This window comes from Streptomyces sp. NPDC001970 (assembly GCF_053594115.1).
The window spans coordinates 75,695-100,275 of record NZ_JBSFDW010000005.1; the positions used below are offsets into that span (position 1 = coordinate 75,695).

Consider the following 24,581-nt stretch of genomic DNA (forward strand, 5'->3'; position numbering starts at 1 on the left):
GGCCCGCGTTCGTGAGTAATGGCCGAAACGATCACGCGTCGTCATCTGATCCGTCCGCCCGAGGGGTTGTTCCATGACCTACGACGTCACCGCCGTCCGCGCACAGTTCCCCGCCCTCAAGGCCGGCTTGGCCCACTTCGACGGACCCGGCGGCACACAGACCCCGCAGCCCGTCATCGACGCCGTCGCCGACGCACTCGCCAACCCGCTCTCCAACCGGGGAAGCAACACCCTGGGAGAGCGCAACGCCGAGGGCATCGTGACGGGCGCCCGGCAGGCCCTCGCCGACCTGCTGGGGGCGCAGCCTTCCGGGATCGTCTTCGGGCGCAGCGCCACGCACCTGGCGTACGACTTCTCACGCACCCTCGCGAAGACGTGGTCGCCCGGCGACGAGGTCGTCGTCAGTCGCCTCGACCACGACGCGAACATCCGCCCGTGGGTCCAGGCGGCGGCGAGCGCCGGGGCGACCGTGCGGTGGGCGGACTTCGACCCCGCCACCGGGGAGCTCACACCCGAGGACGTACGGGCCGTGCTCGGCGAGCGCACCCGGCTTGTCGCGGTGACCGCCGCATCGAACCTCATCGGTACCCGGCCTGCCGTTCCGGAGATCGCCCGTATCGCCCATCAGGTGGGAGCGTTGCTCTATGTCGACGGGGTGCATTACGCCGCCCATGCCTTCGTCGACGTCGACCGGCTGGGCGCGGACTTCTTCGCCTGTTCCCCCTACAAGTTCCTCGGGCCCCACATCGGCGTCGTCGCCGGCCGGCCCGAGCTGCTGGGGACACTGCAACCGGACAAGCTGCTGCCGTCGACCGACGCGGTCCCCGAGCGCTTCGAGTACGGCACCCTGCCTTACGAGCTGCTGGCGGGCGCGACCGCGGCCGTCGACTTCCTGGCGGGCCTCGGCCCGCGCCGCGACGGGACCCGCCGGCAGCGCCTGGAGTCCGCAAGCGCCGCGCTGGCGGACCACGAGCGCGCGCTGCGCCGGCGCATCGAGCACGGCCTGGACGAACTCGAAGCGATCACCGTGCACTCGCGAGCGGCCGAGCGCACTCCCACACTGCTGCTGACCATGGAGGGCCGCAGCACGGTGGAGGCCTACCGCTACCTCGCCGAGCGCCATGTCGCCGCGCCATCAGGCTCCTTCTACGCCCTGGAGGCCTCCCGCCGTCTCGGCCTCGGCGACACCGGAGGACTGCGGGTCGGCCTCGCCCCGTACAACGACACCGACGACGTCGACCGTCTCCTCCAGGGCCTCACCGACTACCTGCGAACGTCCGCGACTCGCTGATCGCACGCCCACACTCCGACACTTCGAGGCGGCCCCCGGCACGTCACTGTGCCGCAGATCGCATCCGGGAGGGACTTACCCGCGGATACACCTATCCCTGCGGCAATACCTGCTTCACCATGGGCACTTGTTTCCGCCCAGTAACCGGTGTGGTCCCGATCGGCACGTGGGTCGGTCGGTCGTGACGTACTGAACGAGGAGTCAAGAGGGTGCCAGAGCTCCACCGGGTCGGTCCGGACCTCGCGGACGGGAGAACGGACTGCACCACCCTGCCGGACGGGGAGATCACCGAACGCATCCGCTCCGGTGCTCCGCGGGCCTTCCCCGCCAACCAGGAGCTCAAGCGCCGCCATCTGCCCGCGGTCCTCGCCTACGCCCGGCTCTGCGGGCGCAACCAGGTCGCCGGGAACCAGCTGGCCGTGCAGGCCTTCGACCTCGCCGCCCGGGAGACCTCGCGGGGCATCGAGCCCCGGGGGAACTGGCGCCACCATCTGCTGATGCTCGTACAGCGGGTGGGGCTCACGTGGGCCGCCGGGAGCCGGCGGGACCGGCTTGCACCCGACTTCGTCACATGGATCGACAACACCGCCGACGCACCCGCGCCGGGTCTGCCGGAGGCCCGTCGCCTGCGGCCCGATGCCTCGTCCGCCATGCTCACCGGTTTCTACCGGCTGCCGGAACTGACACGGGGCGTCCTCTGGTACGCGGTGGTGGACGAGGAGCCGGACGCCGCCGTCGCCACCTTCGTCGGCGTCCGGCCGAACCTCGTTCCCGAGCTGCGGCCCAAGGCGCAGGACGCGATGCGTCGGGCCTACATCCAGGCCTACCTGGAGCACGGCGAGGACAAGAAGTGCCTCGGGTTCCGCCGCATCATCGAGGCGGCGACGCGACCAGGGGACCGGCGGCACAGCGAGGATCTGGCGCTCCACCTGGCGGAATGCGCCAGTTGCACGCGGCTGGTCACGGAACTGGCGCGGATGGCGGACGACTCCCGGGCCGTCCTTGCCGAAGGCCTGCTCGGATGGGGCGGAGCGGCGTACGCGGCCCACGGCCCCGTCTACGTCCCGCTCGACGCCGAGTCGTCCCAGCCCGACCCGTCCGAGGGGCTCAACGGTCTCGACGGGTCCGACGGGCCGATACGGACGGCCGGCGTGCCGGGATTCACCGCCCCCGCCGCAGCGAGGGGTCCGCGGCGGCTGCCGCTGCCCGTCGCACTCGTGGCCGTGGGTGTCGTGGTCACCGTCGTCGCCGGCACTCTGCTGGCGACCGCTTCCGAGGACTCCCGCCCGGCCGAGGACCGCGCGGACCAGCCACCGGTTCAAGCGGCCTGGCCCACCCTTCCCGTACCCACCCCGTCGACGAGCCCCACTCAGCAGCCGTCGAAGCAGCCATCCCCCTCGGCGAGTCCCACCGCATCGACCTCCGCCCCCACTGCCTCACGCCCTCCCTCTCCCTCGAAGCACGTGCCGCCCCGGCCTGAACCGATCGTCCCGGGCGGCGGTTATGTCCAGGTCGTCAATACGGCGTCCGGCCTGTGCCTGGACATCGCGGACGGCGTGATGGAGAACCGTACCGACGTCGTCACGGCCCGTTGCAGTGGCGCCCGGACCCAGCTGTGGAGTCTCGACTCCCTCGGTCTTCTGCGCAGCAACTCGGATCCCGACTACTGCCTGGACTCGCGCGGCGACACCGACCGCGGCGCAGGCATCTGGTCCTGTGCCTCCGTCAACGGCAAGAACGGCCTGAATCTGCGCTTCACCGTCGACAGCTCGGGGGCCATACGCCCGCACATCGCGCCGGACCACGCCCTGGAACCTCTGGGAGGGTCCGAGGGCAGTCCCCTCGGCTTCGCCCCGGCGGAGGGGGACAGCGACCAGCGCTGGACCGCCGGCACTTCCACGAGGGACTGAGGCCTGCCCCGTGGATCAGGAGGTCCACGAGTCCGTGGCGATGTCCGGCCTCGGCCGGCCGGCCTGACCGACCGCACGACGCCACAGACGGGTGACGTCAGCCGTAGGCGACAGTGCCAGGGCCGACGCGTCTGAGCCCTCGGCGCCGAGTGGTCCCGACAGGTCGATGCGCACCTCGCCCCGCAGGCCGTCACGCGGACCTGCCACCCGGTCGGGTCGGCGGCCTCGGCGTACACGTCGCCATGGCCCGCAGGTCGCCGCGCGCGCCCGCCCGCGAGGAACACGCCGTCCTCTGACCATGAACATCAAGACCGGGCTGACAGGTGCCGCAGGGGGACGGATCCGGCCGCTGCTGCCACCGGATCCGCCCCCGGCGGGCGCCGTCAAGATCACAGGTTGGCCATCGGCACGGTGACGCGGAAGTACCGGGCAACCAGGCATGGCGTGACATAGTAGGCAGTTTCGTTTGGATCAGTGGGTCGTTGGTCCGGGTGCGCCCTTGACTGACGCGCAGTGGGCGCGGATCGAGCCGTTGCTCCCGGACCGGACGCCGAAGCGGGGTGGCCGGTGGTGGGATCACCGTGAGCCGATCAACGCGATCGCCTTCAAGTTCCGGACCGGAGCGCAGCGGGTCCACCTGCCGGAGGCACGCCACCGGCCTTCGACCGCGAGGCATACAACGCAACACCGTCGAGCGGTGCATCAACCGCTTGAAGGAGTGGCGCGGGATCGCCACCCGCTACGAGACGACCGCGACCATCTACCTGGCCGGCCTCCACATCGCAGGCATCTTCCTCAGGTCCGCCCGCTGGTCCAAGCGAAACCGCCCAGCAATGTGCGTCCTCAAAACCCTCGGAGCCCTTCACGGTGACGGCGCTCGTGTGGAACGGCCCGACCGGAACGTCGGGATCCTGTGCGGCGGCACGAGGCGCCTGGGGAGCCGACGGGGGAATGAGTGCGCCGAGCCCACGGCCCAGCCCTCGCCGGGCGGTCGAAGCCGGCCGGAAGGGCGGGGCGGTGGCCCGTGCTGGATGCCGCCGCTCTCCGTCCGGGTGCGGGTGCTCCAGGTGAGGCAGAAATGCCAGGCGATCGCAGGGCCGCGTGGTCAATGGGAGAGTGCACGAAGGGCCAGGACGCGAAGCGGTCCCATGCGGCATCGAACGCGGGAAGGTCTCTCCCAGTCATGCCGTGACCCTGGACCGCGGCACTGACACGACCCTGTGCCCGCGACTGATGTCCGAAGGAAACCTCCTGGGCCAGGAGCCCGGACCCCGGCAGACCGCCTTCGACCGGTTCCGCCGCCGCCCCAGGACGACACCTGGCACTGACTCCTGATCGCGGGCGCCCGCGACGCTTCGCAGCGGAGCCGCGCAAGAACAGTCCGTACGGGAAGCACCCTCCCGGTGTGATCCCACGCATAGGAGCCGCATCACGTCCTAAGGGCGGTAGTAGAAGGCGCCCCCTCGCCTCCCTGCCGCACCAGGCCGTATCAGATGATTTCCGGCATTCCTCTGTAGTCGGGTAGTACGTCACATCTTTGCGCCGCAGGCCCGGCGCCCCTAACCATGGCTGACGTTCCGGGGAGCCACGTGGCGGACCGGACGACCCCCCGCCCGATTCCTTCGCTCCGACCACGACGCGGAGTCCGCTCCGCACCCGCCGCACCGAAACCCGGTCGGCCATCCCCCCAACGTCCCCCCAGGAGAGTTTCTTCCGATGACCGTTCATACGCAGACCTTCGCCCACCGCATCGCCCGACTCCGCAAGATCTCTGTCGCCGGCATCGCCACGGCAGGCGCCGCGGCAGCCGCTCTCACGCTGACGTCCTCGCCCGCCCACGCCGCCGAGCCGGCTTCGGCGAGCTCCTCGACGGAAAAGATTTCTGTGGCCGACTCCGCCTCGGCGAAGAAGGGCAAGAAGGGCAAGAAGGTCTACGCCGACAACCTGGACGGCTGGATCAAGGAGGCGCTCGACATCATGAAGGCCAAGGGCATCCCCGGCAGCTACGAGGGCCTGCACCGCAACATCATGCGCGAGTCCAGCGGTAACCCGAACGCCCAGAACAACTGGGACATCAACGCGCAGAAGGGCACGCCGTCCAAGGGTCTGCTCCAGGTCATCCAGCCGACCTTCGACGCCTACCACGTCGCCGGCACCCCGCACGACCTGACCGACCCGGTCGCCAACATCACCGCGGCCGCCAACTACGCCGCTGACCGTTACGGCTCCATCGACAACGTCGACTCCGCCTACTGAGCCCTTTCTCAGGGCAGGAGAACCTCCTACCCTCCGGCGGGCGGACGAGTTGTCGCCGAAGCGCCAGAGGCGGTGCTTCGGCAGTGAACGACCCGCACGAACGACCTTCGGGGCATGACCCCGTGGGGACTCAAAGGCAGCTCAGCCAGGGCCGGCAGTGATCTCACCGCCGGCCGGCCCGGCACAATCGGTCCACTCATGGGTAGCAACCTGTTGCGGCGCAATGATCGGAGCCCTACCGTCAGGGCACCCCGCGCCCCGGGTTCCCCCGCATCTGCCGGTGTTCCGCCGAGCGGAACCGGAACCGGGCCGCATGCCGCCCCCACACGGGAAGTTCCATGCCCCACACCGGCGACGGCTTCCGCAGCACACTCCCCCTCACCTCGCTCGCCGCAGCCCTGGGGCTGACGGCAGCCGGCGTACCCTTGTCCGCCGCGGCCTCGAGCCCGACCGCCGCCTCCTGCCCGCCGCACACTCCGCCGCCGGCCCCGCCGCGGCCAGCGACGAGAGCAGCAACTCCTTGTCGGGCGCGGCGTTTCCGATGTGCACGGCGAGGCCGCCGAGACCGGCATGATGGGCTACTGCGCACACCATCTCGCCTACAACCTCTCCGTCGTCGGCTTCCAGAACGGCACCTACCGTGCAGTCGACGGCATCAGCGAGTCCGTCGCCAAGGGCCACGAGGACCTCAGTGCCGGCACCACCAGCCTCGGCACCGGCACGCTCACGAACTCCAGCGTGAACCGTTCCCGTACCGCCTCCGACCGCAGCCCCGCCGCCGCCCGGGCCGCATTCCCCCGAGCAATCGACCCGGCGGTGACGGTGCTGCGCTTCCGGCAGGGCGACCAGGACGCCGGAGGCGAGATCTGCCGGCACGCCACCACCTCGTCACGGACGGAGTCGACGCGCGCCTCACGTGCGTCGGCGTGACTCCGCCCACGCCTCGGGGCGCGGGCTTCCTGCACGGGTGGCCATGCCTCCACGCAGAGGGCCGGCCCGGCCCTCTGAGTACCTCGGAACGGGCAGCCTGAGTACATCGCCCGATCCCCTGCCCACGGCGCCACTGATCCAATCGGAGCCATGGCCCTCCACGTAGCGCGGCACCCCCGCGTCCAGCACGTCACCACCACCGGCACTGCCCTGGCCGCAGCCCTGCTCCCGCTGGTCGTCGGCGTACTGCTGGCCAAGGCGATGGCCGCGGATCCGCTGACGCCGGTGAACGCGTTGATCACCAGCGGTGGGCAGCGTGCACGTGTCTCACCGTCGCACTGGCGCGGATGCGGCAGAAACGCGATGCGGCGCGGATGGAAGGCCGCTGAACGCATGCGGTCGCACTGAGCGCCGGCGTCGACGGGTTCCGCCGGCTGCCGTGCGCGCTCAGCTCAGAAGTGCTTGTGCGAACACCTCACGATGGGCCACCAGCCAGGCCTGCAGACGGTCCCAACGCGCCCAGCCACCGCGCTCGTTCATCGCTTGCACGTACACGGGATCGCCGGAGCCCACGCGTGCGGCGACGAAGGCCCGGCAGGACTCGGTGGCCTGTTCGATGACGCCCGGAAGTTCGGCGCGCTGCTGCGAGGAGAGGCCGTAGCGGAATCACCGCCAACCACTTGCCGGGGAAGGCCACTTGTGTGATCGGACACCCTTCCCATCCCGGGTCGTGGTCTGAGATCTTGCGTCGACCCATTCGACCCACGGCCCGGTCGGCGTCACCAGCGCCACCGGGCTCTCGGAGGATGCTTTGACAACCCCCCTCATATCCGGCCGGCTGAGACGCTCGGTCGTGGCCGCGGCCGCTCTGGGTGCGGCCGTGACGTTCGTGACCCCCGCCGGTGCGGCCCACGCCGGCCCGGCAGCACCCACGACGTCCACGGCTTCCGCGGTTTCCGCGGTTTCCGCGGTTTCCGAGGCTTCTGCAGGTACCGCGGGCTCCTGGGCCGCCGGCACCCGCGCCTATCTGGTCATCACCGCCCCGGGCGACACCTCTGCCGTGCGGAGCGCGGTCGCGAGCAACGGCGGCACGGTGTTCGCGTACTACGACGCGATCGGCGTGATCGTGGCCCACTCGACGTCCGCGTCCTTCGCCGCCGTCATGCGCGGCATCGGCGGCGTCCAGCAGGTCGGCGCCACCCGGACGTCGGACGTGCCGGCCGATGCGTACAGCCCGGCGCTGCCCGCCACTCCCCCGCAGAGCCCGACCACCCTCACCGAGTCCAACCGCTGGGACATGACCCAGATCAAGGCCGACAAGGCGTGGCCGGTCACCACCGGTTCGGCCACGGTGAAGGTCGGTGTCCTGGACACTGGCGTCGACGATCTCCACCAGGACATCGCGCCCAACTTCAACGCGGCCGACTCCGTCTCCTGCGCCTATGGCAAGGCCGACACCAGGACCGGCTCATGGCGCGACGTCGGCGAGCACGGCACGCATGTGGCGGGCACCATCGCGGCGGCCAAGAACGGCAAGGGTGTCATCGGCGTCGCCCCGGGCGTGAAGATCTCCTCCGTCCGGATCGCCGAGCCGGGCACCAGCATGTTCTTCGCCGAGAACACCGTCTGCGGATTCATGTGGGCCGGTGACCACGGGTTCAAGGTCACCAACAACAGCTATTACACGGACCCGTGGATGTTCAACTGCCCGGACAACGTGGACCAGGCAGCCATCATCGAGGGAGTCAGGCGCGCCCAGGAGTACGCGGAGGGCAAGGGCTCCCTGCAGGTTGCGGCCGCGGGCAACTCCAACTACGACCTGGCGAACAAGCGGACCGACACATCGAGCCCCAACGACTCGACACCGGTCAGCCGCACCATCACCAACGCCTGCATCGACATCCCGACCGAACTGCCCGGCGTGGTGACCGTCGCGGCCATGGGCAACGGCAACGTCAAGGCGTCGTACTCCAACCTCGGCCGGGACATCATCGACATCGCGGCCCCGGGTGGCGACGGCGCCTTCGGGGTGTACTCGACGCTGCCGGGCGGCAAGTACGGCAACATGAACGGCACGTCGATGGCCTCCCCGCACGTCGCCGGCGTCGCGGCGCTGCTGGCGAGCACCAGCCCCGGCTCCACGCCGGCGGACCTGCGTGCCCAGCTGGCCACCCAGGCCACCGACACCGCTTGCCCCTCCGACAGCCGCTGCACGGGCACGACCGCCAAGAACGCCTTCTTCGGTGAGGGCCAGGTCGACGCGCTGAAGGCCGTCGGCGGCACCCAGCCGCCGGCCGCGCACTTCGAGAACACCGCCGATGTCGCCGTCACCGACAACACCACGGTGGAGTCGCCGATCACCGTGACGGGCGTCGGTGGCAATGCCCCGGCCACCCTCAAGGTCGGTGTGGACATCAAGCACACCTACCGCGGCGACCTGGTGCTCTCCCTCGTCGCCCCGGACGGCACCGTCTACACGCTCGAGGACTTCCCGAACAACGACGGCACCGACAACGTCGCCAAGACGTACACCGTGAACGCCTCGTCGGAGGTGGCGGCCGGCGTCTGGAAGCTGCGCGTCCGTGACCTGGCGGCCCAGGACACCGGCAAGATCGACGCCTGGAACCTCACCTTCTAGGCGCACGTTCGGTCGCAGGTCCCGGGGAGCAGTCGTGCGTACGCTCCGTACGCGGCCTGGCTTCCCGGGACTGCGGTTTTTCGGGCATCGCCGGATCAGCGCGGGGGCGGGAAACGCGCCGCCGACCCGTGGCAGCTGTCCGGAACCGGACGGGTGGTCCCGGCCCCTGTCGGCCGGCGCTGGCCGTGCCGAGGCCGCCGGGGCCGCGGGCCTCCTGGCCGGACTGTTCGTACCGGTCATCGGTGTCGCCGCCGGGATCGGCCTGGTGCTGTACTTCACCGGTGCCGTGGTCACGGTCATCCGGGCGCGCTGGTGCGCGCACATCCCGTTCCCGCTGCCGTACGCGGCGCCGGTCGTCGGCGCCCTGGTTCTGGGGTTCACCGCCTGAGCCGGGGAGGCGACGGGTGCCGGGGTCTGCCTGCCCCGGACGAGGCGCCCGGTCAGGGGAACGTGAGGATTGCGCCGCCTCCAGCCTTGACCGCCTCCACGGCCGCCTGATGCACGGCCCGGCCCGTGGCCTCGTCGGCCGCGGGCACGGGACCGCCCTGCATCGCGTACCACTCCGTCGCACCGGTGTGCTGCACGGTCACCTGGGCCAGGCCGTCGATCCAGGCCGTGTGCACCGTCAGGTCACCCGTGATCGGACCTCCCTCGGTGGTCATCACACCACCCGAACCGGCAATGATCCCCTGGGTGGTCCACGTCGCCCAGGTATCCACGGCGCCTCCGCAACAGAATCTCGCGTCGAACAGTTTCGTCGGATTCGTCCATTCTCTCCGAATTCCTGCCCGGACACCCGACGGCGCGCCCCTGCCCGCCATTCGGCCGCCCGCCGGTTGCTCGCGCGGTCGGGCCGCGTTCGTATCGGGGCGGATGCCCGTGATGACTGGCGGACGCCCATGGGGTGCCGGTGGAGGACGAACGGGCACATACCAGGTTCCACAGCGCGCCCTTGGCGTTGTGCGGTGGCCACTTCGGTGGCGCTGATCTGCACGGCATTCACCGGACCGGGCCTCGCACCGGCCGCCGGCGGACCAACCCCACCAGGCGCCGGCACGTTGGAGTGGAGCCCCTGTCGCAACGCCGCCGGCTTCGACTGCGCAACCGCCGAGGCGCCGCAGGACCACAGCACCCCCCAGGGCCGCACGGTCCAGCTCACGGTCATCAAGCGGAAGGCGACCGGTCCCGGGCGGCGTATCGGCACGCTGTTCTTCAACCCCGGGGGCCCGGCGGAGCGGGAACCACGGCACTGCCGGTGTGGTAGGAGCTGTTCCCCCCGGAACTGCGGCAGCGCTTCGACATCGCCGCTGGGACCCGCGCGGTGTGGGCGAGAGCACCGCCGTGCGCTGTTTCGACAGTGCGGAGGACGCCCTGGCCTGCAAGGGCGCATCCCTGTCGGATTCCCGGTCGGGGAACAGGAGAGGGAAACCTGGATCACCGCGCATGCCGAGCTCGGCAAACGCTGCGAGGCGCGTGATCCGGAGCTGCTGCGCCACGTCTCCACCACCGACACGGCACCCGACCTGGACCGGCTCCGGGAGGCCGTCGGTGACCGGCAGCTCAGCTGTCTCGGGGTCTCCTACGGGACGTCCCTGGGCGCCGTCTACGCCAACCTCTTCCCGGACAGGGTCCGGGCCATGGTCCTGGACAGCAACGTCGACCCCGCGAGCTGGGTGAACGACGGCTCGAGGAGCAAGCCCCGCCTGGGCACGTTCCTCCGAGGCGGTGTCGACCTGGAGGCGTCACAAAGGTTTGCTGAAGGGGCGCGCAGCCTCCGGCGGACCGGCTCCCGCGGTCCGGTGCGTGGTCGATTCGATCGGGGTCGGCTCAGTGGGGTGCTGCATGACGCCTGCCTCAAAGCCCCGCCCCTGGTGTGCGGCATGTCCCAGGCCTTCCTCAGTGCGCAGAAGATGAGCACGGCATAACTTTTTCCTCGAAAGAGGACTGTCCGTAACTGGCAGCGCCATGCGTCGTCTCACCAGGGAGTGAGTCATGCCTGTTCAGGCGAAGAGATTCGGTTTTGGTATGCCGTGGGAGTCGCTCTACGGATACAGCCAGGCAATCCAGGTCGGTGACGCGGTGTACGTGTCTGGGCAGGTGTCCCATGACCGTGACGGCAACTTCGTGGGTGCCGGCGACTTCGAGCTCCAGGTCAAAACCACGCTGGCCAATCTGGACCTGGTGCTGAAGCACTTCGGGGCCGAGCGCAGCCAAATCGTGGAGAGCACGGTGCTGGTGAGGAACCTGCGGGAGAACTTCGACACGACGGCACGCCTTCACGCCGAGTACTTCGGGGAGCACCGGCCCACCAGCACGGTCACGGGTGTCTCTGACCTGGCACTACCGGACCAGTTGGTGGAGATCGGCGCGCTCGTGCGTCTCGACGTGAAGCCATAGGTCGGAGTCGGCCTGCTCTCTCATTCATCTGTCGGGCTGCCGTACCTCTCGTGCCGCTTCTGGCCGTAGCAGCGGCCAGAAGCGTGGGTCCAATCCGTCTCTTTAGCCCACGCGGTCGAACTTCGGCGGTCGACCCCCCGCGTGAACCAGGCTTCTTGCGGTTGGGGAGCATCCTGCTGCCCTGGACCTCCTCTTCCGCGAAGCCCATACCGCTGACACATTCAGCGACGATCCAGTCATGGACGAGCAGATGCGGGCCATCTATGACCTGGTCAAGTACGGCCGAACCGCCTTCAACCAGTCCCCGCTGCGCATCGTCCTGGTCCGCAGGCCCGAGGCGCGCGAGCGTCTGCCGGCGCACACATAGCCGCGGGCAACAAGCCAAAGGCAGCCATAGCGCCGCTGTCCGCGATCCTCGCCACCGACTACGAGTTCCACGAGGAGCTGCCGAAGCTCGCGCCGTTCGCGCCCGACGCGAAGGACACGCACTTCGCCGAGCGCCCGCCGCTGTGAAACCTACCCAGACCAGTCAGTCCACCAGTCCTTCAAAGGGCTGGCCTGGAACCACCTACTCACGAATGAGGAAGTCGCCATGTCCTACCCAGAGCCCCGCTACCTCGGCGAAAGAGGCCAGGTCAGCGCACTGTTCCGACCTGCACCCCCGCAGCCCGACACCGGCTCGGGTGGCACCAACATCAGCTACGTGGCCAAGCAGGAGAACACCAACGGCGAGTTCGGCCTGTACAAGGTCGACATGGAGCCGAAGACCATGGGCGCCACGGAACACTTCCACCGTACGATCTCCGAGTCCTTCTACGTCCTGTCCGGCGAGGTCCGGCTCTACAACGGCGAACGCTGGGTCACAGGAGGCGAGGGAGACTTCCTCTACGTGCCGCCCGGCGGGCTCCACGCCTTCCAGAACGACAGCGACGACCCGGTGTCGTTTCTGCTGCTCTTCACACCGGGAGCTTCCAGGGAGGAGTACTTCGAGAAGGTGGAGGAGTACTCACATCGCGGCCGCGAAGAGTTGAAAGCCTTCCGGATCAGGCACGACCAGTACAACACCACCGACGTGCTCGACGACTAGGCTGCACTGAGTGCTGCGGTCCCTGCGTCACACGCCCGGGACTGCCCGAAAGCGGCCCGGCCGGTGCGGCCCGTCAGTCCCCGTCATCGGTGTCTTCAGGTGCGTCCGGGTGCCGGAAGGGACGCAGGCCCTGGCCGGGGCCGCTGGCCTTGATGTTGAACGGGTAGCGGCCCAGGAAGTTGAAGTGCCGGTCCTTGAGCGGGGAGAGCCGTGCGACGTCCTCGTCCTTGATGTCGTGGCCGTCGGCGCGGAGCTGGGCGACGGCGGCGTCCAGGTAGCGCATGGTCCACAGTTGAGGACCAGGCCGAGGGCGGCGAGCTGGTCTTCCTGGCCCTCGCGGTACGCCTGGCGGATCTGGCCGCGGCTGCCATGGCAGATCGCGCGCGCCAGGCGGTGGCGGGACTCCTGCACGGTCAGCTGCCGGTTCATCAGACGGCGGTAGGTGTCGTCGGCCGGGTCGACCAGGGCGAGCAGGTGCATGGTCTTGTCGATCCGGCCGTACTCGGCAAACGCGGCGCCGAGCGGGGTGGGGTGGCCCTCGCGGCCGAACATGCGCAGCAGGTCGTAGGCGCGGACGGTTGGTGATGAGCGGTCCGGCGACCCGGAGCATGTCCGGCCAGTGCGTGGCGATCCGCCCCAGGTTCACCTTGTTGCAGGCGACGGCCTCCAGCGGCCCGTACCCGGCGGCAGGGCCGTCCCCGTCGGGCAGGTCGGCCCGCCAGAACCGCTGGTCGTCCGGGTCGCGGAACACATCTCCGTTCGCCTTCCTCAGGCCGTACGGGGGCACCGACACCGGCGGCGGCGCGGTGGCCGGCCTGATGGAGAAGCACGTGCGGTGACCCCCGTCCCGGGAAGCCGTCCGACGGAGTCGTCTACGCGACACGGCCCCCCGGGATTCGACACTTCGGCATTCCGGCGTACCGTCCGGGTCAGCGCCGGCCGGGATCGAACAGCACCCCGGGGTTGAGGATTTCCGCGGGATCGAGCGCGTGTTTCGCCGCGCGCAGGGCGAGGGCGAACGGTTCCGGGCGCTGGCGGTCGTATCCGGGCCGGTGGTCGCGACCGACGGCGTGGTGGTGCGTGACGGTCGCGCCGTGGTCGCCGAGGATCTGCATCGCGGCGGACTTGATCTCGTCCCACATGGCCACTTCGTCGCCGCGCCGGCCGGGGGCGATGACGGTGAAGTACGGCGCGGGCCCGTCCGGGTAGACGTGGGTGAAGCGGCAGTTGATCATTGCGTCGGCGCCGGTCACCTCGTGCACGACGGCACCCAGCTCCCGCCGCACGGCCTCGTACAGCTGTGGTACGCGGTCCCAGGTGCAGGCCGTCTCGAACGTCTCGGTGATCACGCTCATCCGGGCGAGCGCATCGCGGAGGTACGGCATGCGCAGGAACGCCGAGCGCCAGGTGCCGGCCGCGTCGGTGTCGTCGGCGCCCCGCGTCGCCGGTGCGAGTGAGCCGCCGTGGTCCCGGGCCAGGGTGACGAGTTCGGCGAGAGGGTCGCCGACGGGACCGTGGGCCGACTCCACGCCGAGCACGAGCAGGCTCTGCCCCTCGCGGGCGACGCCGGCCAGTGCGGCCTCGCCGGGGTCGAGGAGGCGGCAGTTGGCCGGGTACAGGCCCGATTGGGCGATGGCGCGCACCGCGTCGGTTGCTGCCGTGAAGTCGCCGAACAGCACCGAGGCCGACGCCTTGTGGCGCGGGCGGTCCTGCAGACGCATCCATGCCTCGGTGATCACGCCGAGGGTGCCCTCCGATCCCAGGAACAGCCGGTCGGGCGACGGCCCGGCCCCCGAACCGGGCAGCCGCAGAGACTCGTTGACACCGGACGGGGTCACCACACGCAGCGACTCCACCAGGTCGTCGATGTGGGTGTGGAGCGTGGCATAGTGCCCCCCTGCACGGGTGGCCAGCCAGCCGCCGAGAGTGGAGAACTCGAAACTCTGGGGGAAATGGCGCAGGGTGAGGCCGTGCGGCCGCAACTGCCCTTCCAGCGCCGGGCCGAGGGCGCCTGTCTGGATCCGGGCCGCACGGCTGACGCGGTCGATCTCCAGCACACGGTCCAGGCCCGAAAGGTCGAGCGACACGACGCCCCTGTGCCGGTCCGCGTCCCGGTCCGTGTTGCGGTACTCGACCCCGCCGACGACCGAACTGCCCGCGCCGTACGGTACGACGGCGACGTCCGCGCCCGCCGCCCAGTCGAGGACATCGACGACGTCCTGCTCGGTCGCGGGAAAGGCGACCTGGTCGGGCGCTGCGGCGAGGTCTCCGTGCAGTGCCCGGACGACGTCGCGGTACGCCTTGCCGTAGGTGTGGGCGGCCCGGTCCCGCGGAGCGGCCGACATGAGGTGGGCGAGCGCCGAGGGCGGCGTGACGCGCACCTCGGGCAGGGTGAGGGCGGCGATTCGGGGCACGGGCAGCGGAGTGGGCGCAGCGCCCGGGAGCAGCGCGCCGAGGGCGGTGCATTCGGCGTCGGGCAGTGCCTTGTCCTCGGTGCCCCAGCCCCACCAGGAGCGGCGCTGCTGAGGTGCGTTCGAGGATGTAGCGGGCGGGGGCGAGGGCTGAGTGCTGTCGACCACGTGATCTGACCTCTCAGTAATTTACCGGTTGGTAAATTACCGCAACGTATAGTCCTCGCCATGACCACCGCAAGGGCCTCGGACGACGCACCGCCTCCGCCCGGTCCCGCAACACCGGACCAGGGCGGCACGGGCGCGGGCCGCGGCGCCGGAACCAAGGGCGTTCCGCGCGCCCGGCGCGAGGAGCAGATCATTGCCGCCGCCATGGAGGAGTTCGGCCGGCGCGGCCACGCCGCCGGGTCGATGGCCTCGATCGCCCGGCGCGTGGGGGTGACCAAGCCGATGCTCTACACCTACTTCGGCTCGAAGGACGGGCTCTACCTGACCTGCCTCGAGCACATCGCCACCCGCCTCATCGAGGCCATCGACTCCGCCGTGGCCCACGGACCTGCCGACGACCGACTTCCCCAGGCGGTCCTCGCCGCGGTTTTCGAAGCCCTGGAGGGCCGGCGGCACGCCTGGTTCGTCCTGTACGACAGGACGCTGCCGCCCGGCTCCGAACTGCGCCTGGCGGCCCAGCGCCACCGCGAGGTGATCGACGAACTCGCGGCCTCCGGCACCGCCGCGCTGCTGCACGACCACGGCAACGAGGACCCTCTCGACGCGGACGCCCTCAAGCATGTCTGGACGGGCACGGTCAGCGCTCTCGTGGCCTGGTGGGTCTCCCGCCCCGACCAGTCGGCGCACGACATGAGCGCACGCTGTGCGCGCCTGATCTCGGCCATCCGCAACGGCACATGACGAGCTCCCGGGCTTCCGGGCACGGGGCCGGTGCCGACGGCGGTGGCGGTGGCGGTGGCGGTGGCGGTGGCGGCGCCTCGTAGCATCCGTTCATGACGAGCGCCGCGCTGACTCCGTGGTGGCGGCACAGGCGCCCCATGCCCCCCGCCACGCAAGAGGTTCCGGGATCCGTCGATCCGACCCGGATCCTCGACTGGCGGACCGCGGAGGTGCAGCGCCTGCTCGCGGACGCCCGCTCCGCCGCCCCCGCTGAAGCCGACGAGGCCGACGAGGCCGACGAGCGGCTCCCGCTGCAGGCCGCGCACCGTCTCATCAGTGAGCGAGTCCGGCCGGTCTACGCGCTCGACGACGCCCAGTCCGCCTCGCGGACTCTGGCGCGGGGTCGTGGGTCGTGCAGCCAGCGCCTCGCGGTCCTCGAAGCGGTCGCCCGCGCTGCGGGGGTGCCGACCAGGGTGCGTGGTCTTCTGGTGGACGGCTCGTTCTGGTACCCGCGGTTCCCGCGGCTGCGGCGTCTGGTGCCCGACACCGTCGTACTCGCATGGCCGGAGTTCCGGATCGGACCGGAGTGGGTGAGCGTGTCCGAGCTGTACGCGCCCCTCGGCACGCTCGTCGCGGCAAACCCGCGAGGTTTCACCAACAGCGGACCGCAGACGCTCTTCGAGGCCCTTTCGTCAACGGCCGTGGACTGGGACGGCTCCACCTGTGACGCGGACAGCTGCTCGTCGTTCGACCTCTCGGCGGTGGTGCGGGAGGATCTCGGACGATTCTCGTCGCGGGACGCTCTCTTCGCTGCCCATGGCCAGACCCTGTGCCCGCCGGCCAGGATCATCGGCGGTGCGCTGATGGGCCGTCGGGCCGCCGCCTGAACGCTCCGGCGTCGCCCCCGAGGTCGAAATTCCGAGCGGCGCCCCGGGCTTTTGTGCGAGGCGCATGCTTCGACCTCTGTTACCGACTCCTTTGGGCCGTCCGGAGGACGCGGGACGGGTGCCGTCCGGGGTGGCGCGGGTGGGTGGCAACCGCTTGTCGTTGATCTTTGAAGGGGTCGATGCATGGGGCAGCGGCACCCGGCGCGGGTGCGTCGGCGATGCGTGCCCGCTACAGGGGAGCGTTACGGACATGTCCGTGTTTAGTAACGCGAATCGTTTCCCCCGCGTGCATCGGCATCGCCGCGGCAGGGTGGCGGCACTCGGCACCCGCCGGGAACCCGATCCGCACCTGCGGCCCTGACCGGGCCCTCGTGCCTTTGCGTGAAGGGGCATGCTCATGCCTGTTTCCCGTAATGTCCGCCGCCTCATCGCGAGCGCCCTGGCGTCCGGCGCTGTCGTCGGGGCCTTCGCCGTGCCGGCCACGGCGCAGGACGGCAACGACCGCCATCACGGGCAGCGTTCCGCCGTCGCCATCGGCGAGGTCCGCTACGACAACAACGGTCGCGGCAACCACTCCCACCGCAACCTCAACGCGGAGTGGGTCGAGGTGAAGAACAACGGTCGACGCGCGGTGAACCTGCAGGGCTGGACGCTCACCGACAACGACGGCAACCGCTACCGCTTCAAGCGGTTCCATCTGGACGGCCGGTCCAGCGTCAGGGTCCACACCGGCTTCGGCCGCGACACCCGCCACGACGTCTACCAGGACAGCCGCAACCAGGTGTGGAACAAGCGCGACAGCGCCACCCTGCGCGATGGCCGCGGCCGCGTCGTCGACACCCTCTCCTGGGGTCGCGGACACGACCGCGACCGCGACCGCGACCGTGGCTATGACCGCGACCGCGACCGCGGCTACGGCAACGACCGCAACCGCGACCGTGGCTATGACAACGACCGCAACGGCGACCGCGACAACGACCGCGGCCACCACCAGCGCTGACCGGCGATCGGGCGCGCCCCACGCGGGGCGCGGCCGTCACCCCCCACCGCGCGGCGTGCCACGGTCGATCGGTCCGGCCGTGGCATGCCGCAGCCACGCCTCAGAGGTGCGCGCTGCCGCCGCCGGCCTCCATGGCCTTGGCGATATGCCGATTGGTCCTCCACCCGGCGAGCCGGAGCACCGGCCGCGACCGCAGCATCGAGGAGATCCGTACGGCGTACCGAAAGCTGTACGGGCAGGAGTCCGTGGCGCGCCTCGACGAGACGGTCCAGGCGGACTTCTGCCTCCGTTCCCTCCGGGTGGCGCGCGATCTCGCTACATGGAAGGCGTATTTCATCATTCGAAATACGAAGACGAGACGCGAGGAAGCCCGGCGGGCGGGTTCGAGGCACGCCTCCGAATGGTTTATCGTTCATCTAGACGTGGGTGCGAAAACACGGACCATTGCGCTGGCGCAGGTACCCGCATCCCTCCCTGAGCTGCCCCGGCCGGCCTCCCCCGACCGGCCGGGGCCTTCCTCGTCAGGACGACGCACCCCGGCCTTCCGCGAAGGCCAGGACATGTTCGATCGTGTCCGCTTGCGCGGCGCTCTTGTCGGGGCGGTGTCGGATGACCCGCGCGAACCGCAGGGCCAATCCCGCCGGATAGCGCGTGGAGCGCTGCAGGCCGTCGTACGCGATCTCGACGACGAGCTCGGGCCGTACACGTACGACGAAACCGTCGTCTGAGACCGCCAGCTCGCGCAGGTGGTACGTCTGCCAGCGCAGCATCGCGTCCGTGAGCCCTTTGAAGGTCTTGCCGAGCATGACGAACGTGCCGTCGGCGGCCCGGGCGCCGAGATGGAGATTGGAGAGCATCCCGGTGCGGCGGCCGTGGCCCCATTCGGCGGCGAGGACGACCAGGTCGAGGGTGTGGACGGGTTTCACCTTGAGCCAGGAACGGCCGCGGCGGCCGGCGACGTAGGGCGCGTCCAGCGCCTTGACCATGACGCCCTCGTGGCCGCGCTCGAGCGTGACGGCGAGGAAGTCCTCGGCTGTGCGGAGCTGTGCCGGGGATCCCGGGTCGTCGACGACGAGGCGACGGACACGCATGGGTTCGGGGATCAGACGGGCCAGCTCCGCATGCCGCTCACGGCCGGGGAGATCGAGCAGGTCGGTGCCGTGGGCGGCGAGGATGTCGAAGTAGACGGGTGACAAAGGCACTGCGGCCGTCGCGGCGGCCACGTCCGTGCGCGAGCCCACGCGGGAGGCGATGTCCTGGAAGGGCAGGGGCCTGCCGGACGGGTCGAGGGCGATCACCTCGCCGTCCAGGATGAACTCGTCGCCCTGCAGTTCCCGTACGGAGGCGACGACATCGGGCAGTCGTCCGGTGATGTCGTCGAGGGAGCGGGTGTGGATGCGGACGTCGTCGCCGAAGCGGTGGACCTGGATGCGGATGCCGTCCAGCTTCTCCTCCACGCAGCAGGCTCCGAGCGCCCGGACGGCGTCGGCGACCGACGCGGCGGTGTGGGCGAGCATCGGCTGTACGGGGCGGCCCACCTGCAGCCGGAAGGAGGCGAGGACGCCAGGGCCCTCGGCGAGCAGGGCAGCGGCCACGCGGGGCAGGGAGCCCTCGAGCATCACGGCGCGCCGCACGTCGCCGGCCGGGGCGCCTGCCGCTTTGGCGACGGCCTCCGTCGCGATGGCGTCCAGGGCACCCTGGCGCACCTCACCGGTCAGCAGCCGCAGGAGGAACTCCTGCTCGGACTCGGTCGCCGCGCCCATCAGCTCCCCGACCAGGCGCTTGCGTTCCGCCTGGGCGCCCGCTCCCGCGACCTGGGCGAGTGCGGTGAACACGGCGTCGGCGCCACCGACGGTCACGCTCGGCTCGTCGGCGGGCCGGGGCCGGACCTTGAGGACGCTCCAGCCGACGCCCAGCCGCCCCTGCGGGAGCCGACCGGCGAGGTAGGAGATCACCAGGGCGACTTCCTGCGGACGGGCATCCGCGAACAGCGACGCCAGGGCCGCGATCTTGCTCGTACGGGACGGCTCGGCGGCAACCTGTCGTGACACGTCGGCGAGGCGGGCCAGCAACATGCCGCCATCGTGCCCGCCCTTGCCGCCCTGCGCACGCGGCGGCGCGGAGCCGGTGGATGCGGAATTGGTGGGTGCGGAGGCGGTGGGAGCGGCCCCCGGCCCGCGTGTGGGGTGCAGAGCAGAGGTCCGGGCGGAGCGGAGCGAAGCGGCTCAGGCGTCGGTGCCGAACGGCAGGTCCTCGGGCGCCGTCGTGCACGAGGGCCCGGGGAAGCGGCGGCCACTCGGGGCAGCGGTGGACGGCGGGAGGGCAGGACTCCAGATCCTGTTGGCGCCGGTGACGGCGGCGGGTCAGCCGGTGGCGGAAGGCAACGGCTTGCGCAGGCGCAGCCGCGCAAGCAGCCCCTTGGACATGCGCCTGGTCGACGCCCGGTGCCTGGCACTCCCGTCCCGGCCCGGCCGCCCCGGAAGGCTCCAGTCGCTGCCCTGGCGGGGCGCCGGTACGGCCGGTGCCGCGTTGCCGCCGACTGCGGCGGCGAGGGCCGTATCAGCGCCCGGACCGGAGCTTGGGCCTGGACCGGTGCCGGCCTGCGAACCTGGGGTGGTTCGGCTCCGGGGCGCAACCCCCGGCGCGCCGGGATGCGGCAGCCGCAGCCGCTCGCCGTCCGGGCGAGGTGCCGGGCCCGAGGCGCGGGCTTCGTCCAGCGAGAGGGCCAGGCTCATCCGGTGCCACAGGATCTCGTCCGGGTCCTCCGCCAGCAGCAGGCGAACCGTGGCCTCGCGGACCGTCGGCGACTCCGTGCGCCCGTGGGGCGGTTCGGGACGCAGGCGCTCCAGATGCGCTCGCTCGTACGGGTCGTCGACCACCTCCGCCACCTGGACCGGGTCCAGGAACGACGCGATCGCCGCCGTACGCTCCCAGGGGCCGTCGCACTGGGGCAGCAGAATGCCGAGGCGCCGGCCCCGCCAGTTGCGGGCGCGCCAGTCCTCACCCTCGTCGAGTCTCGCCCGCAGTGCCGGAGGGAACTTCCCGTCGAGCAGATCCGCGTTCCGCGCCGCGAACTCCTCGACTTCCGGCGCCAGATAGAGCCAGACAACCGCGCGGTAGCGGTTCAGATAGAACCGGACGGGCGTGACGTGGCCCGAGCGGGCCAGCCTGGTGAAGCGGCTGGGAGTGGTGGAGATGAGCGCGGCCGCCTCGGCCGTGCCGACGGTGCGGACGCGCTCGCGCAGCGCGTCGGGAAAGCCGTCGGTCGCGCGCAGCCGCTCGATCTCCGCCCGGGACACTCGGCCCCTTCCTGGCGGTTTGCCCTGTGCCACGACGATGTAGCCGAGCTGCGCCGCGAGGTCGAACTCGCCGCGCTTCAGCTCCAGAGCCGTCGCGGCCCGCCCGAAGGCCACGGTTTCGGGCATGCCGGTGTTCGTGTCGGTCATGTCGGTCTCCCCCGTAGGTGACGAATACTCTCAGTGACGACCGTAACCCGGCCGGACGGCTTCTCGCCGGGCCTGTGGACAACCCTGATCGTCGGGACGATCCGCGGGCCCGGCCCCGTGTCCGACCCGGCACGCTCCGGGCACACGACGGCTCCGGTCGGGCCGAGGCCCGGTATCGGCCCCGGCCCGGCCAGGCCTCGGCGCCGCAGGTCAGGCGGCGTGAGGGAAGTCGGCGGGCACCTCAGAGGTCGGAGAGCGTCACACGTCCCGGCTGTCGTGCGCCCACGGCGAGGTGCTCGCCCACGCGGTTCACCATCAGGGTCATCTCATAGGCGATCTGGCCGACATCGGCCTCCGCCGCGCTGAGGACGCACAGGCAGCTGCCGTCGCCCGCCGCCGTGACGAAGAGCATCGCGTCGTCGAATTCGACCATCGTCTGACGAGCCTTGCCCGCCTGGAAGTGCCGGCCCGAGCCCCTGGCAAGACTGTGCAGGCCGGAGGAGACGGCAGCCAGATGCTCCGCGTCCTCCCGTGCGAGGCCCGTGCTGGCCCCGGTGACCAAGCCGTCGTTGGAGAGCACGAGTGCGTGCCGTATGTACTCGACCCGCTTGGTCAGGTCGTCCAGGAGCCAGTCGAGTCCCTTGTCCAACGCCATTTGTTGTTCCTCCCCGTTCATGTGTTCCCCGTCGCGCCGTGCTGCGCGCAAGCCTTCCTCACTGCCCGCGTCCGGGCAAGGAGTCATTCCGGGCGCACGGCAGCGGGTGCTGCGAAGAGGTGGCTTCCCCGTGCGGCAGTCCGCATCCGGGTTCAGGATGGGGCACATGTCGAAGCAGATGACGCAGGAGGAATGGCGGGCGTTCGTCTCGGAGGGGACGCGCACCGGGAAACTGTCGACCGTGCGCGCGGACGGAAGTCCCCACGTCGCACCGGTCTGGTTCGTGCTGGACGGTGACGACGTCGTCCTGAACACCGGGAAGCAGACCGTCAAGGGGCGGAATCTGGCGCGGGACGGACGCGTGGCGCTCTGCGTGGACGAGGACCGGCCGCCGTACTCGTTCGTGTTGATCCGCGGCTGGGCGGAACTCAGCGAGGATCCGGGCGAGTTGCGTCACTGGGCGACCCGGATCGGCGCGCGGTACATGGGTGAGGAGCGTGCGGAGGAGTTCGGTGCGCGCAACGGCGTGCCGGGTGAGCTGGTGGTGCGAGTGCGCGTCGAGCAGGTGCGGGGCGTGGCCGGTGTGGCCGACTGATCCGGTGAGTGGTCAGCCGACCGAGTTGAGCAGCCGGGCGGTGTGCATGCGCCCGGCGTACTCGACGAGGCGGATCAGCACTTCCTTGCCGGAGTCGCGGTCGCGTGCGTCGCACAGCACGACGGGGGTTCCGCGCTCGAGGTCGAGGGCGCGTGAGACTTCGTGTGCGCCGTAGGTGCGCGCTCCTGGGAAGCAGTTGACGGCGACGACGAAGGGGATGCTGCGGTGCTCGAAGAAGTCGACGGCGGGGAAGCTGTCCTCGAGGCGGCGGGTGTCGGCGAGGACGACAGCTCCGAGCGCGCCCTGGGAGAGTTCGTCCCACAGAAACCAGAAGCGGTCCTGTCCGGGGGTGCCGAAAAGATACAGGGACAGTCCTGAGCGGATGGTGATGCGCCCGAAGTCCATGGCCACGGTGGTGGTGGTCTTCTGGTCGACTCCCCCGGTGTCGTCGACGGTCTGGCCGGCTTCACTGAGCTGCTCCTCGGTCCGCAAAGGGCGGATTTCGCTGACCGCTCCGACGAGCGTCGTCTTGCCGACGCCGAAACCGCCGGCGACCAGTATTTTCAGCGCGAGAGCGGCGGATTCTCCGCCGGTGCTGCCAGAGAGCTCGGGGGCCATCGATCACTTCTCTCGTCGGGTGTGGGCCGCCAGGTGGAACCCCAGGTCAAAGCCGCCGGAGCCGCCTCGAGGACGGCGGGCTGAGCGAGAGGCCGGCACCAGTACAACTGTTCTTCGTGGCCTGAGCAGTATGACAATCAGGGCCTTGGGTCGGGTGGTGCGATCGCTTTTTGCGGGATGTGACTGTTCCGGTCGCAAAAGGTGCTCGAAAGAAATCGCAATTCGTGTGGGCACGACTGTTCGTCCGGCCGGGTCACGACTGTTCGTCCGGCCGGGTCGAAGCAGTACGGGACGCGGCAGCGCGCCGCCGACGGTGTGCGGCTGCCACGGACCGACCGCGGCCGCCGCTCACGGTTGCCGAAGCAGCGCGCCGAGACCCCCGGCGGGGATGCCACGCCCGTCGGCCAGTCTGTTGCCGCCCGGATGTACGCGCAGGACATCGGCGCCGTTCACCGCCGCCGACCGCAGCAGGGCGTCGTCGGCGCGGGCGGGCTCGGGATGGCGTGTGCCGAGATGGCCCGCGTCGCCACGGTGCACCGCGATCTGGTCGGGTTCGGTGCCGACCCATACCTCGCGGTGGGCGTCGGGTCCTTCGGGACGGATGAGCAGTTCGGCGATGCGGTGCTCGCGGGCCGCCTCGACAAGGGCGGGGATCCCTTCGGCCCTGGCCGTGCCGGGGGCCCGGAATCGGTCGAGATCAGTGGCCTCGATACGGCGCAGATGCTCCTGGCGGGAGCGTTCGACGTCCTCGTCGAGCAGTCGGGCGCCCGCACCGCGGACGTGGCCGCCGTACTCCGTGCCGACGGTGAGCGGACGCAGCGCCTGCGGCAGCCGCTCGACGACGGTTCGGCGTTCGCGGTCACCGCCGACGAGAATGATCAGATCCGCGCGGGCCTCTTCCTGGCAGAGGGCCAGGGCTGCGGCGACGTCGCGGGCGTTCTCGTCCCAGGTCGCTTCGTCCCAGGTCATGTCGTCCCTGGACGGTGCATCCCGGCCGCCGTGGTCCCAGGTGTCCTGGGCCGGGGGCTCCTGTTCCTGTACCTGCTCCCAGGGGTTCTCGATGCTCATCCGGAAGTGGCGCTCGGACCAGTCCGCAGTGGCGGTGCCTTGCAGGGGCCAGTCCTTCCCCTCCATCCGGCCCGCGGGGCGGCTGCCGAGCGGGCCCCGGATCTCGAGGTCGGCCCCCTTGCGGTTGATGTACGCGATGAGGCAGACCGGTTCTTGAACGGCGAGGTCCAGCAAGGGGGCGACCCGCGGCAGGGCGGACCAATGGATCTCGGGTGCCGGTGGCGCGACCGTGAGCGGCGGGTCGAGGACGACCTCGCCATGCGCGGCGTAGATGGCCCGGCCGGCCGCGCCCACGGGTCCCGGCCACTCGGTCAGCGCTTCATGGACGGCCCGTCCGGTGGTCTCGTCGGCGCCCTGACGGCCCAGTTCCCGGCAGACGTCCCGGATGGCGAGCTCCCGCACGCCCGGCGTCGCATCGTCGGCGCCGCCGGGCGTGGCGACGCAGATGCTTGCCCAGGGGCCGGGTCTCTCGTAGAGGGGTGCGAGATGTGCGAGTCGCATGAC

General features: G+C 70.7%; 21 protein-coding genes and 5 pseudogenes. 17 read left to right on the forward strand and 9 right to left on the reverse strand.

Annotated elements, in window-relative coordinates:
- The first annotated feature begins 73 nt into the window (after nt 1–73).
- The 7 genes and pseudogenes from ACWCP0_RS08515 (at nt 74) to ACWCP0_RS08545 (ending at nt 6,795) form a co-directional block, all read left to right on the forward strand.
- Nucleotides 74–1,291, forward strand: coding sequence for a cysteine desulfurase-like protein (locus ACWCP0_RS08515; protein ID WP_451078105.1), 1,218 nt, complete (start codon nt 74–76; stop codon nt 1,289–1,291).
- Between the two features lie 209 nt (nt 1,292–1,500).
- A complete protein-coding gene (locus ACWCP0_RS08520; RefSeq protein ID WP_451078106.1) occupies nt 1,501–3,201 on the forward strand; it encodes a ricin-type beta-trefoil lectin domain protein in 1,701 nt (566 codons plus the stop codon).
- 532 nt (nt 3,202–3,733) lie between these two features.
- Nucleotides 3,734–3,823, forward strand: a pseudogene (locus ACWCP0_RS08525) (IS5 family transposase); the annotation flags it as partial.
- 55 nt (nt 3,824–3,878) lie between these two features.
- A pseudogene (locus ACWCP0_RS08530) lies at nt 3,879–3,983 on the forward strand (IS5/IS1182 family transposase); the annotation flags it as partial.
- A gap of 934 nt (nt 3,984–4,917) precedes the next feature.
- Complete coding sequence (locus ACWCP0_RS08535; protein ID WP_451078107.1) at nt 4,918–5,457, forward strand: transglycosylase SLT domain-containing protein; 540 nt, start codon at nt 4,918–4,920, stop codon at nt 5,455–5,457.
- A 543-nt stretch (nt 5,458–6,000) separates the two neighbouring features.
- A complete protein-coding gene (locus ACWCP0_RS08540) occupies nt 6,001–6,387 on the forward strand; it encodes a neutral/alkaline non-lysosomal ceramidase N-terminal domain-containing protein (RefSeq protein ID WP_451078108.1) in 387 nt (128 codons plus the stop codon).
- A gap of 150 nt (nt 6,388–6,537) precedes the next feature.
- Nucleotides 6,538–6,795, forward strand: a complete 258-nt coding sequence (locus tag ACWCP0_RS08545; protein WP_451078109.1) for a hypothetical protein — start codon at nt 6,538–6,540, stop codon at nt 6,793–6,795.
- A 39-nt stretch (nt 6,796–6,834) separates the two neighbouring features.
- Here the strand turns inward: ACWCP0_RS08545 and ACWCP0_RS08550 are convergent.
- Nucleotides 6,835–7,047, reverse strand: a pseudogene (locus ACWCP0_RS08550) (aminoglycoside phosphotransferase family protein); the annotation flags it as partial.
- Between the two features lie 193 nt (nt 7,048–7,240).
- Between ACWCP0_RS08550 and ACWCP0_RS08555 the strand changes: the two are divergent.
- Together ACWCP0_RS08555 and ACWCP0_RS08560 are read left to right on the forward strand one after the other, a co-directional pair.
- Complete coding sequence (locus tag ACWCP0_RS08555) at nt 7,241–9,025, forward strand: S8 family peptidase (RefSeq protein WP_451078292.1); 1,785 nt, start codon at nt 7,241–7,243, stop codon at nt 9,023–9,025.
- Nucleotides 9,026–9,059: 34 nt separating this feature from the next.
- Nucleotides 9,060–9,413 carry a DoxX family protein gene (locus tag ACWCP0_RS08560; RefSeq protein ID WP_451078110.1) on the forward strand — a complete coding sequence of 118 codons (354 nt, stop codon included), beginning with the start codon at nt 9,060–9,062 and terminating at the stop codon, nt 9,411–9,413.
- A gap of 52 nt (nt 9,414–9,465) precedes the next feature.
- Here the strand turns inward: ACWCP0_RS08560 and ACWCP0_RS08565 are convergent, their stop codons facing one another.
- A complete protein-coding gene (locus tag ACWCP0_RS08565; protein WP_451078111.1) occupies nt 9,466–9,687 on the reverse strand; it encodes a hypothetical protein in 222 nt (73 codons plus the stop codon).
- Between the two features lie 303 nt (nt 9,688–9,990).
- Between ACWCP0_RS08565 and ACWCP0_RS08570 the strand changes: the two genes are divergently transcribed.
- The 4 genes and pseudogenes from ACWCP0_RS08570 to ACWCP0_RS08585 all read left to right on the forward strand — a co-directional run bounded on the left by ACWCP0_RS08570 (nt 9,991) and on the right by ACWCP0_RS08585 (nt 12,509).
- Complete coding sequence (locus ACWCP0_RS08570; protein ID WP_451078112.1) at nt 9,991–10,950, forward strand: alpha/beta fold hydrolase; 960 nt, start codon at nt 9,991–9,993, stop codon at nt 10,948–10,950.
- Nucleotides 10,951–11,017: 67 nt separating this feature from the next.
- On the forward strand, nt 11,018–11,422 hold the full coding sequence (locus ACWCP0_RS08575; RefSeq protein WP_451078113.1) for a RidA family protein: 405 nt from the start codon (nt 11,018–11,020) through the stop codon (nt 11,420–11,422).
- Between the two features lie 181 nt (nt 11,423–11,603).
- Nucleotides 11,604–11,926 (forward strand): annotated as a pseudogene (locus tag ACWCP0_RS08580) (malonic semialdehyde reductase); the annotation flags it as partial.
- 88 nt (nt 11,927–12,014) lie between these two features.
- Entirely contained in the window at nt 12,015–12,509 is a 495-nt protein-coding gene (locus tag ACWCP0_RS08585) for a cupin domain-containing protein (protein ID WP_451078114.1), read from the forward strand.
- Nucleotides 12,510–12,582: 73 nt separating this feature from the next.
- On the opposite strand, the pseudogene ACWCP0_RS08590 reads toward ACWCP0_RS08585, so the two are convergent.
- Nucleotides 12,583–13,251 (reverse strand): annotated as a pseudogene (locus ACWCP0_RS08590) (Tn3 family transposase); the annotation flags it as partial.
- Nucleotides 13,252–13,438: 187 nt separating this feature from the next.
- On the reverse strand, nt 13,439–15,088 hold the full coding sequence (locus ACWCP0_RS08595) for an FAD-binding oxidoreductase (RefSeq protein ID WP_451078115.1): 1,650 nt from the start codon (nt 15,086–15,088) through the stop codon (nt 13,439–13,441).
- A gap of 60 nt (nt 15,089–15,148) precedes the next feature.
- Between ACWCP0_RS08595 and ACWCP0_RS08600 the strand changes: the two genes are divergently transcribed.
- The 3 genes from ACWCP0_RS08600 (at nt 15,149) to ACWCP0_RS08610 (ending at nt 17,695) form a co-directional block, all read left to right on the forward strand.
- Nucleotides 15,149–15,829 (forward strand): TetR/AcrR family transcriptional regulator, encoded by a 681-nt coding sequence (locus ACWCP0_RS08600; RefSeq protein WP_451078116.1) that lies wholly within the window; start codon nt 15,149–15,151, stop codon nt 15,827–15,829.
- A 92-nt stretch (nt 15,830–15,921) separates the two neighbouring features.
- Nucleotides 15,922–16,695: a transglutaminase domain-containing protein gene (locus ACWCP0_RS08605; protein WP_451078117.1), complete on the forward strand. Its 774-nt coding sequence runs from the start codon at nt 15,922–15,924 to the stop codon at nt 16,693–16,695.
- A gap of 397 nt (nt 16,696–17,092) precedes the next feature.
- Nucleotides 17,093–17,695 carry a lamin tail domain-containing protein gene (locus tag ACWCP0_RS08610; RefSeq protein ID WP_451078118.1) on the forward strand — a complete coding sequence of 201 codons (603 nt, stop codon included), beginning with the start codon at nt 17,093–17,095 and terminating at the stop codon, nt 17,693–17,695.
- Between the two features lie 521 nt (nt 17,696–18,216).
- On the opposite strand, the gene ACWCP0_RS08615 is transcribed toward ACWCP0_RS08610, so the two are convergent.
- From ACWCP0_RS08615 to ACWCP0_RS08625, 3 genes are all read right to left on the reverse strand, one after another.
- Nucleotides 18,217–19,770 (reverse strand): ATP-dependent DNA ligase, encoded by a 1,554-nt coding sequence (locus ACWCP0_RS08615; protein WP_451078119.1) that lies wholly within the window; start codon nt 19,768–19,770, stop codon nt 18,217–18,219.
- 288 nt (nt 19,771–20,058) lie between these two features.
- Entirely contained in the window at nt 20,059–21,141 is a 1,083-nt protein-coding gene (locus ACWCP0_RS08620) for a DUF6397 family protein (RefSeq protein WP_451078120.1), read from the reverse strand.
- A gap of 241 nt (nt 21,142–21,382) precedes the next feature.
- Nucleotides 21,383–21,796 carry a roadblock/LC7 domain-containing protein gene (locus tag ACWCP0_RS08625; RefSeq protein ID WP_451078121.1) on the reverse strand — a complete coding sequence of 138 codons (414 nt, stop codon included), beginning with the start codon at nt 21,794–21,796 and terminating at the stop codon, nt 21,383–21,385.
- 166 nt (nt 21,797–21,962) lie between these two features.
- On the opposite strand from ACWCP0_RS08625, the gene ACWCP0_RS08630 reads away from it, so the two are divergent.
- Nucleotides 21,963–22,391: a PPOX class F420-dependent oxidoreductase gene (locus ACWCP0_RS08630; protein WP_451078122.1), complete on the forward strand. Its 429-nt coding sequence runs from the start codon at nt 21,963–21,965 to the stop codon at nt 22,389–22,391.
- A gap of 12 nt (nt 22,392–22,403) precedes the next feature.
- Here ACWCP0_RS08630 and ACWCP0_RS08635 read toward each other — a convergent pair whose 3' ends face one another.
- Together ACWCP0_RS08635 and ACWCP0_RS08640 are read right to left on the reverse strand one after the other, a co-directional pair.
- On the reverse strand, nt 22,404–23,009 hold the full coding sequence (locus ACWCP0_RS08635; protein WP_451078123.1) for a GTP-binding protein: 606 nt from the start codon (nt 23,007–23,009) through the stop codon (nt 22,404–22,406).
- Nucleotides 23,010–23,357: 348 nt separating this feature from the next.
- Complete coding sequence (locus tag ACWCP0_RS08640) at nt 23,358–24,578, reverse strand: baeRF2 domain-containing protein (RefSeq protein ID WP_451078124.1); 1,221 nt, start codon at nt 24,576–24,578, stop codon at nt 23,358–23,360.
- Nucleotides 24,579–24,581 lie beyond the last annotated feature (3 nt).